Origin of the sequence: Acinetobacter sp. UBA3461 (assembly GCF_002381195.1) — a bacterium.
GTDB classification, from domain to species: domain Bacteria; phylum Pseudomonadota; class Gammaproteobacteria; order Pseudomonadales; family Moraxellaceae; genus Acinetobacter; species Acinetobacter schindleri.
Window position 1 is genome coordinate 63132 of record NZ_DFRO01000020.1, and the last position, 9452, is coordinate 72583.

Consider the following 9452-nt stretch of genomic DNA (forward strand, 5'->3'; position numbering starts at 1 on the left):
AATAACAAGGATCCTTATGAACATTGCAGTATTTGGTCAGACCCTATATGCCGGTGTCATGGCAGCCCTACTGGCTGAATGTGGTCATCAGGTCTACTGGTGTGATTTGCTGAAAAAACCGTCTTCCGAGCAAGTCTATGCACAGGATGAGGCTGTACAGCAGTTGCTGAACAAGCAGCATGCCAAGGGCTTTTTACAATACTGCAAGTTCGAGGCGATTCCTTTAGATATTGATGTCTATCTGTTTAGCTTAAGTCCGACTGAAGAAAACCAGGGTCTGGAAATCCTGCGTGAGCTCAAGCAGCGTCCAATTATCCATCCAAAACTGATGATCAACGCTTCTACCTTGGGCCTGCACGGTACCGAAAAATTCCAGCAGATTCTTTCAGAAGATTACTGGATCTATTTGCCAGATGTGATTCAGGAAGGTAATGCCTTACGCAGCTTGACCGAAGCCAGTCAGCTCATTGTCGGCTATAGCAATGAAACGGCGAAAACGCTTTTGAAGGAACTGCTCAGGCCGTTATTCCCGCGTGAACAGCAATACCTGTTTATGCCGGTTCTGGATGCCGAGTTTACCAAACTGAGCGTGTCCGGCATGCTGGCCACGCGTATCAGCTATATTAATGATCTGGCTTTGGTGGCTGAAAAACTTGGTATTGACATTGAGCATGTACGCCAGGGGCTGGCAGCGGATAGCCGGATTGGTTCATCTTATCTGTATCCGGGAGCAGGGTTCGGCGGCGAAAACTTCTCGCATGATATTCAGATCCTGGCCAGTACTGTGTCAGGCACCGGTGCGAAAAGCCAGCTAATGGCTCAGGTCTGGGAAATTAATGAGCAGCAAAAAGAACTGCTATTTCGCAAGCTGTGGAATTATTACCATGGTGATCTGGCTGGTAAAACTGTAGCGATCTGGGGAGCATCCTTTAAGGAAAATACCTCGCGTATCCAGCAATCCCCGATTCATGCCATGTTGACTGCACTCTGGGCGCAAGGTGTGATCGTCAAGCTGCATGATCCTCAAGCTCTGGCGGAAATTGAAAAAGTCTACGGACAACGCGATGATCTGGTGTATTGCACAGATCAGTACGAGGCTGTAAATGGAGCACATGCCCTATGCGTACTCACAGCCTGGAAACAATACTGGAGTCCCAATTACCGCAGCCTGTTGAATCACATGCAGCATCCACTGATCCTGGATGGACGTAATATTTATAATCCGGATTATATGAAAGCACAAGGCTTTGCCTATAAGGGAGTAGGACGTTAATGAGTGTAATTCAGCAACCTTATCCCCTCGAAGAGAAAGAGGCTGTTTTAAGCCGATTAAATATTTTAAAACAGCAGTTTGAACACAAGCATCTGCAAGAGCTGTTTCAACAAGATCCTCAGCGTTTTCAGCACTTCTCGGTGAATCTGGAGCCGGTGACCTTTGATTTTAGCAAGCACCGCATTGATCAGGATGTGCTACAGGCTTTGGTGCAACTGGCACAGGTACAAGATCTGAAACAATGGATCAAACGGCTGTTTTCCCAAGAGCAGGTTAACTATACCGAGCAGCGTGCTGCAATGCATTGGGCCTTACGTTTGCCTGAGCAGAATGAACAGCATCCTGAACTGGCTGCCGAGGTGCATACCCAGTTACAGCGCATGTTCACCTTGGTAGAAAAAATCCATGCTGGACAGTACCGCGGTGCTACCGGTGAAGTGATTCAGGATGTGGTCAATATCGGGGTCGGTGGTTCGGATTTAGGCCCGCTGATGGTCAGTCAAGCCCTGTCTGACTTTAAACAGCCGACTCAGCGTCCCTTAAATGTACATTTCGTATCGACCATGGATGGCAGTCAGCTGTCTGATCTGCTGCATAAGCTGCGTCCTGAAACGACACTATTTATTATTTCTTCTAAATCTTTCGGTACCATTGACACCCTCTCTAATGCACAAACGGTACGCCTGTGGTTGGAAAAAACCCTGGGACAAGACCTACGCACGATCCAGCATCATTTTATTGGGGTTTCGACCAAGCCGGAGAAAATGACCGCTTGGGGAATTGCACCAGAAAACCAGTTCCTGCTCTGGGACTGGGTAGGCGGTCGTTATTCGCTTTGGTCCTGTATTGGCTTGCCTATTGCATTGACGATCGGGGTACAGGGGTTTCAGCACTTTTTAGCGGGTGCCCATGCGGTAGATGAGCATTTCCAGACTGCACCATTTGAACAGAATATTCCGGTGTTGATGGGACTGTTAGGGGTCTGGAACAACAACTTCCTGGATATACAAACCCATGCCGTATTGCCTTATGATGGCCGGTTAAAATATTTTGCTTCTTATTTGCAACAGCTGGAAATGGAATCCAATGGTAAATCCATTCAGCGTAATAGCGAGAAAGTAGAGTGGGATACCTGCCCGATTATCTGGGGAGAAGTCGGACCGAATGCCCAGCATGCCTTTTATCAATTATTGCATCAGGGCACCCAATCGGTGAGCAGTGATTTTATTGCGCCGGTTCAGCGTTATAATGCGAACCAGTTTACCTATGCCGACAATGCCGATGCGCTGATTGAACAGCATCATTTGGCCCTGTCCAACTGTCTGGCACAGTCGCGGCTACTGGCCTTTGGTAATCAGGCGCTTGATGCCAGTGAACTGGCCGGCCTACCGACCTATAAGCAGTATGCAGGGAACCAGCCGAGTTCAACTATTTTAATGCAAGAGCTCAATCCTTATAGTCTGGGGATGTTGATCGCCATGTATGAACATAAGGTCTTTGTGCAGTCAGTACTGTGGAATATCAATCCTTTTGACCAGTGGGGCGTCGAAAAAGGCAAGGAAATTGCTAACCAGCTCTTGCCGATTTTAAATGGAGAACAGGCGGATGTGTCCGCGCTGGATGCCTCGACACAAGGTTTAATTGCAATATTAATGGGGAAACAGCGTGGCTAAAGTACTGGTAACAGGTGGTGCTGGTTATATCGGCTCACATACCTGTCTGGAATTATTAAATGCCGGACATGAAGTCGTGGTATTAGATAATCTTTCTAATAGTTCTAAAGAATCTCTGAATCGTGTGCAGGCTTTGGCTTCGAAATCTTTGGATTTTATTCAGGGTGATATTCTAGATCAAAATATTTTGAATCAGATTTTTAGTACCTATCAAATTGATGCCGTGATTCATTTCGCTGGTCTAAAAGCCGTAGGGGAAAGCCAGCAAATTCCGCTGACGTATTTTGAAAATAATATTTCAGGTTCCATCAGCCTGGTGCAGGCCATGCAGCGCGCTGGTATATTCCGTCTGGTCTTCAGTTCCTCGGCTACAGTCTATGATGAAGCCAATATCTCGCCTTTAAATGAAGATATGCCGACCGGTATGACGAGCAATAACTATGGTTATACCAAGCTGATTGTAGAGCAGCTATTACAAAAGCTATCGGCATCCGATGATCGCTGGTCGATTGCCTTGTTGCGTTATTTTAATCCGGTTGGAGCACATAAAAGTGGTCAGATTGGTGAAGACCCGCAAGGGATTCCCAATAACCTGATGCCGTATGTGACCCAGGTGGCTGTGGGTCGTCGTGAAAAGCTGTCTATTTTTGGTGATGATTACGATACGGTAGATGGGACAGGCGTACGGGATTATATTCATGTGGTGGATCTGGCCAATGCGCATTTATGTGCATTGACTAACCGTTTGCAAGCACAAGGTTGCCGTGCCTGGAACATTGGTACGGGACAAGGCTGTTCAGTCTTACAAATCAAAAATACCTTTGAGCAGGTTAACGAGGTGCAGATTCCATTTGAAATCGCTCCGCGTCGTGAAGGTGATGTGGCAACGTCTTTTGCCGATAATACCCGTGCAGTAAAAGAACTGGGCTGGCAGCCACAATATGGTCTGGAAGATATGCTAGCAGACAGCTGGAACTGGCAGAAGCAGAATCCACAAGGCTATCGCGATTAATTTTTTCAGATAAGTATCAAGCATAAAAAAAGAGCCATTTTAATATGGCTCTTTTTTTTCTGACTTCAGCTACCTTGAATCAGCTGGGTCAGCTCATTCACATAGTCTTGCATTAGTCGTGGATTCTGGTCACGACGGCTTTCAATATTCAAACGCAATAATGGTTCGGTATTAGATGCGCGCACATTAAAACGCCAGCTACCAAAATTCAGGCTGACGCCATCAGTCTGATCAATTTCAGGTTTCTGATCGGCATAATGATCGAAAAGTTTTTGGATGGTTGCCTGGGTATCGGCCACTTTAAAATTAATTTCACCTGAACATGGGAACTTGGCAATCATTTCTTCAACCAGCGAAGATAGAGATTGCTGTGTTTCAGACAGTACCGCAATCGCCAGTAACCATGGAATCATGCCGCTATCACAGTAGGCAAAGTCACGGAAATAATGATGCGCACTCATTTCACCGCCATATACGGCATTGTGCTCACGCATTTTTTCTTTAATAAAAGAGTGACCAGACTTGGACTGGATGGCTTCACCTTTAAACTGCTCAACAATATCAAAAGTGTTCCAGACCAGACGCGGGTCATGCACAATTTTTTCACCCGCCTGTTTCAGCAGGAAAGCCTGCGCCAGCAGACCGACAATATAATAACCTTCAATAAACTGGCCTTTTTCATCAAACAGGAAACAGCGGTCAAAGTCGCCATCCCAGGCAATCCCCATATCCGCACCATGCTGAATGACCGCATCACGGGTACTGTCACGGTTTTCAACCAGAATTGGATTTGGAATGCCATTCGGGAATGTACCATCTGCTTCATGATGAATTTTAATAAATTCGACAGGAATATTCAGTTCCTTGAACTTTGCCTCAATTGCATCAATCACATGACCTGCAGCACCATTACCGGCATTCACCACCAGTTTTAACGGGCGAACTTTTGCAGGGTCGATATATGTCATTAGATGATCGACAAATTCAGGCAGGATATTATATTTTTTGGTTGTGCCTTTTTCTGCAACCGCATTAAAAGTACCTGTTTCAGCCAGCGCTTGAATTTCTTTTAAACCTGTATCGGCACTGATCGGGCGGGCATTTTCACGCACCAGTTTCATGCCATTATAATCCATCGGGTTATGACTGGCAGTGACTTCAATACCACCTTGCACATCTAAATGGAAAGCGGCGAAGTAAACTTCTTCAGTTCCCGTCATGCCCAAATCAAGCACATTCACACCCGCATCGTTTAAACCGCGGATAGTCGCTTGTTTTAAACCCTCACTGCTTAGACGAATATCACAACCTACAACCACGGTCTTTGGTTTATAGATTTGTCCGTATGCGCGGCCAATTTTATAGGCGATTTCTTCATTCAATTCGGTGCCGAGTTTGCCTCGGATATCATAAGCTTTAAAACACGTTAAAGTAGTCATTATTCAATTCAATACATGTGGTTTGAGTTGTGTGCACATTATACATAGATCATGAAACAGGTATGTTTATAGTTTTTATATTCAAATTTTTCACTTCATTTCGGTAGCTCATATCTAAATTTATAAGAAAGATTTTTACGACTTTAGTCTAATAAATAAATTTATAAATTAGAAATAGCTTTATTTTTCTTAGCTATATTGGTCATACCAATTATGATGTTAATTTAATGATTGATCTTGCCAATATCTGTGTTTATGATGAGATCTATGGTTTAAGGAAGAATATTTGCACTTAAATTTAAATTGGTAATACCAATTGTGCTAAATGTTTAAACTTTTAAGGTACAAAAAATTTCGCCTCGGCATTTCAAGGAGATGACAATGCTCAATATGTGGCAACAACTTTATGACCCTTTAAATAATATTTGGCTGTCTAGTGCGGTTGCATTAATCCCGATTATTTTCTTCTTTTTGGCATTGGCTGTTTTTCGTTTAAAAGGCAGTATTGCGGGTACAGGCACAGTCATTATTGCACTATTGATTGCGCTCTTTTTCTATCAAATGCCGGGTCAAATGGCCTTTGCGTCAATCATTTACGGTTTCTTCTATGGTCTATGGCCAATTTCATGGATCATTATTGGGGCAGTTTTTCTATACAAAATTTCAGTAAAAACAGGCCAGTTTGAGGTTATTCGTTCAAGCATTTTGTCAATTACTGAAGACCAACGTCTACAAATGTTATTGGTTGGTTTTGCATTTGGTACTTTCCTTGAAGGTGCTGCTGGTTTCGGTGCTCCTGTGGCAATTACCGCTGCACTCCTTGTTGGTTTAGGCTTTAAGCCACTTTACGCTGCTGGTTTGTGCTTGATTGTAAATACAGCGCCAGTTGCGTTCGGTGCAATGGGTATTCCAATTATTGTGGCAGGGCAGGTTTCTGGCGTAGATACCATGGAAATTAGCCAGATGGTTGGTCGTCAGTTGCCATTTTTAACGCTGATTGTGCTGTTCTGGATTATGGCGATTATGGATGGCTGGCGTGGTGTTAAAGAAACTTGGCCTGGGGTAGTCGTTGGTGGTGGTTCGTTTGCGATTGCCCAATATCTTACATCTAACTTCATTGGTCCTGAATTACCGGATATTACCGCTGCAATTGCATCATTGGTCAGCTTGACTGTGTTGTTCCGTTTCTGGAAACCAAAACATATTTTCCGTTTTGAGCCTGAAGCGGGTCAAACTTTGACTCAGCAACCTACTACGGTTCAACGTTATAGCATTGGGAAAATTGCTAAGGCGTGGTCTCCATTTGCTATTTTAACAGTCATGGTGACGATCTGGAGCGTTAAGCCATTTAAAGCATTATTTGCAAAAGATGGTGCTCTTGAACACTGGATTTTTAAACTTGAAGTACCATATTTGCATAAATTGGTCGAAAAAATGCCGCCAATTGTGGCAGAGATGAAGCCATACGAAGCGATTTATAAGTTTGACTGGTTCTCTGCAACAGGTACTGCAATTTTTATTGCTGCAATCATCACCGCTATTTTCTTAAAAATGAAAGCAAGTGAGGCAGTAACAACCTTTGGTGAAACACTTAATGAGTTGAAAACACCGATTTATTCAATTGGTATGGTGTTAGCTTTTGCTTTTATTGCGAACTATTCAGGTTTATCTGCTACTTTGGCTTTGGCTCTAGCACATACAGGGCATGCATTTACTTTCTTCTCGCCATTTTTGGGCTGGCTTGGTGTATTCCTTACGGGTTCAGATACCTCTTCAAATGCTTTGTTCTCGGCATTACAGGCAACTACAGCACAGCAAATTGGTATTCCAGAAGTATTGCTTGTGGCTGCAAATACCAGCGGTGGCGTAACAGGTAAGATGATTTCTCCACAGTCGATTGCGATTGCGTGTGCAGCAGTAGGCTTAGTTGGAAAAGAATCTGACTTGTTCCGTTTCACGGTAAAACATAGCATCATATTCACTGTCTTTGTTGGCATCATTATTACGGTTCAGGCTTATCTGGTTCCGTGGATGATTCCATAACTCCAGTGAAGGAAACGCGATGAGAATCTCCGATCAAGTGGTCATGAAATTGCAGGCATTAATTGAAGAGCGTCACATGAAAAAAGGTGACCGTTTGCCTGCCGAACGCCAGCTTGCAACTAGCTTAGGAGTTTCTCGTCCGTCTTTGCGTGAAGCAATTCAACAGCTCAATAGTCAAGGGGTGCTCAGTAGCCGCCGTGGCGATGGGACTTATATTCAGCAGTTACCTGAACAGTGGCCACAGCAATTGATTGTGAACCCAATTAGTAACTTGATTGAAGAAGATCCGCTGTACCGTTTTGATGTACAAGAGGCGCGGTTATTACTTGAAGGTGGCACGGCATGGTATGCCGCATTGCGCTCAACGCCTGAAGACCGCGCGAAAATTCATCATTATTTTAATGAAATTAGTCGCCATCAAAATGTAGGTGACTCAGCACAGGCTGCGGTGGCAGACGCTGAATTTCACTTAGCGATTGCTGAAGCATCTCACAATGTGGTGCTAATCCAAATGATGCGTAGCTTGTTTGATTTGTTGCAATATAACGTCTTGTTAGGGCGTAAGAAAGTTTATAACGACCCCGTAAATGGTGACTTGCTGAGCGAGCAGCATTTTCAGGTGATGGATGCTATTGATCGTAAAGATCCCGAGGCCGCACGCCAAGCTGTCTGCGGTCATATTGAATTTGTGATTAATCATGTGCGTTCTCTGGATGAAGATGAAGCTCGCCAGAAACGTGCAAACCGTTTAAATAGAGTTGATTCAAAATGATTATTTCTTCTGGCAATGATTATCGTGCTGCGGCACAACGTCGCTTACCTCCATTTTTATTTCATTACATTGATGGTGGAGCGTATTCGGAATATACCTTAAAGCGTAACGTACAAGATTTGTCAGAAATTGCATTGCGTCAACGTGTGCTGAATGACATGTCAGCGTTAAGTTTAGAGACAAAACTGTTTAATGAAACATTGTCGATGCCAGTTGCGTTGGCACCGGTTGGTTTAACAGGTATGTATGCACGCCGCGGCGAAGTGCAGGCAGCGATGGCAGCCGACAAAAAGGGCATTCCATTTACGCTTTCAACGGTTTCTGTTTGTCCGATTGAAGAAGTTGCACCTGCAATTAACCGCCCGATGTGGTTCCAGCTTTATGTATTACGCGACCGTGGTTTTATGCGTAATGCTTTAGAACGTGCAAAAGCGGCAGGCTGCTCAACACTGGTATTTACTGTAGATATGCCTGTACCGGGTGCGCGTTACCGTGATGCACATTCGGGAATGAGTGGGCCAAATGCTGCAATGCGTCGTTATATGCAGTCTATGTTCCATCCACATTGGTCGTGGAATGTCGGCTTAATGGGTCGTCCGCACGACTTGGGAAATATCTCTAAATATTTAGGTAAGCCGACTGGGCTTGAAGACTATATTGGCTGGTTAGGCTCGAACTTCGACCCATCGATTTCATGGAAAGACCTTGAGTGGATTCGTGAATTTTGGGATGGCCCAATGGTGATTAAAGGCATTTTAGACCCTGAAGATGCCAAAGATGCTGTGCGTTTTGGTGCTGACGGGATTGTGGTGTCGAATCACGGTGGTCGTCAGTTAGATGGTGTGATGTCGTCTGCTCGTGCATTGCCTGCAATTGCTGATGCAGTGAAAGGTGATTTGGCGATTTTGGCTGACTCAGGCATTCGTAATGGTTTAGATGTGGTGCGTATGTTGGCGCTCGGTGCCGATACAGTCTTACTTGGCCGTGCGTTTGTATATGCCTTGGCAGCAGCAGGTGGGCAAGGGGTGTCGAACTTGCTTGATTTGATTGATAAAGAAATGCGTGTTGCGATGACGATGACAGGTGCTAAGTCGATTAAGGATATTAACGCGGATTGTTTAGTACAGGCGATGAAGCTCTAACGTTTCCGTATTAACTTTGATGATATTGGCACGACGGAGTCGTATCGGAAAAATTTCAATTTAAGTAGCTAATTGACGTTACTTTTTTAAAAAAGTAA

At 44.4% G+C, this 9452-nt stretch carries 7 protein-coding genes; 6 read left to right on the top strand and 1 reads right to left on the bottom strand.

Annotation, left to right across the window (positions count from 1 at the left end):
• Positions 1-16: 16 nt before the first annotated feature.
• Genes B3D47_RS04055 through galE form a run of 3 tightly spaced genes read left to right on the top strand, consistent with a single transcriptional unit; the run spans position 17 to position 3958 of the window.
• Positions 17-1273: a nucleotide sugar dehydrogenase gene (locus tag B3D47_RS04055; RefSeq protein ID WP_286860068.1), complete on the top strand. Its 1257-nt coding sequence runs from the start codon at positions 17-19 to the stop codon at positions 1271-1273.
• The gene (pgi, locus tag B3D47_RS04060; protein ID WP_262478667.1) at positions 1273-2946 is read left to right on the top strand and encodes a glucose-6-phosphate isomerase; all 1674 of its coding nucleotides are present in this window, start codon (positions 1273-1275) and stop codon (positions 2944-2946) included. Before B3D47_RS04055 ends, pgi begins: the two co-directional genes overlap by 1 nt.
• Positions 2939-3958: a UDP-glucose 4-epimerase GalE gene (galE, locus tag B3D47_RS04065; protein WP_286860071.1), complete on the top strand. Its 1020-nt coding sequence runs from the start codon at positions 2939-2941 to the stop codon at positions 3956-3958. Before pgi ends, galE begins: the two co-directional genes overlap by 8 nt.
• 65 nt (positions 3959-4023) lie before the next feature.
• Here galE and B3D47_RS04070 read toward each other — a convergent pair whose 3' ends face one another.
• Positions 4024-5397 (bottom strand): phosphomannomutase CpsG, encoded by a 1374-nt coding sequence (locus B3D47_RS04070; protein ID WP_286860073.1) that lies wholly within the window; start codon positions 5395-5397, stop codon positions 4024-4026.
• A gap of 375 nt (positions 5398-5772) precedes the next feature.
• Between B3D47_RS04070 and lldP the strand changes: the two genes are divergently transcribed.
• Genes lldP through lldD form a run of 3 tightly spaced genes read left to right on the top strand, consistent with a single transcriptional unit; the run spans position 5773 to position 9354 of the window.
• Positions 5773-7440 carry an L-lactate permease gene (gene lldP, locus B3D47_RS04075; protein ID WP_171262296.1) on the top strand — a complete coding sequence of 556 codons (1668 nt, stop codon included), beginning with the start codon at positions 5773-5775 and terminating at the stop codon, positions 7438-7440.
• Positions 7441-7459: 19 nt separating this feature from the next.
• The gene (gene lldR / locus B3D47_RS04080; protein WP_004795436.1) at positions 7460-8212 is read left to right on the top strand and encodes a transcriptional regulator LldR; all 753 of its coding nucleotides are present in this window, start codon (positions 7460-7462) and stop codon (positions 8210-8212) included.
• Positions 8209-9354, top strand: a complete 1146-nt coding sequence (gene lldD, locus B3D47_RS04085; RefSeq protein WP_286860078.1) for an FMN-dependent L-lactate dehydrogenase LldD — start codon at positions 8209-8211, stop codon at positions 9352-9354. Before lldR ends, lldD begins: the two co-directional genes overlap by 4 nt.
• The last annotated feature ends 98 nt before the right edge of the window (positions 9355-9452 follow it).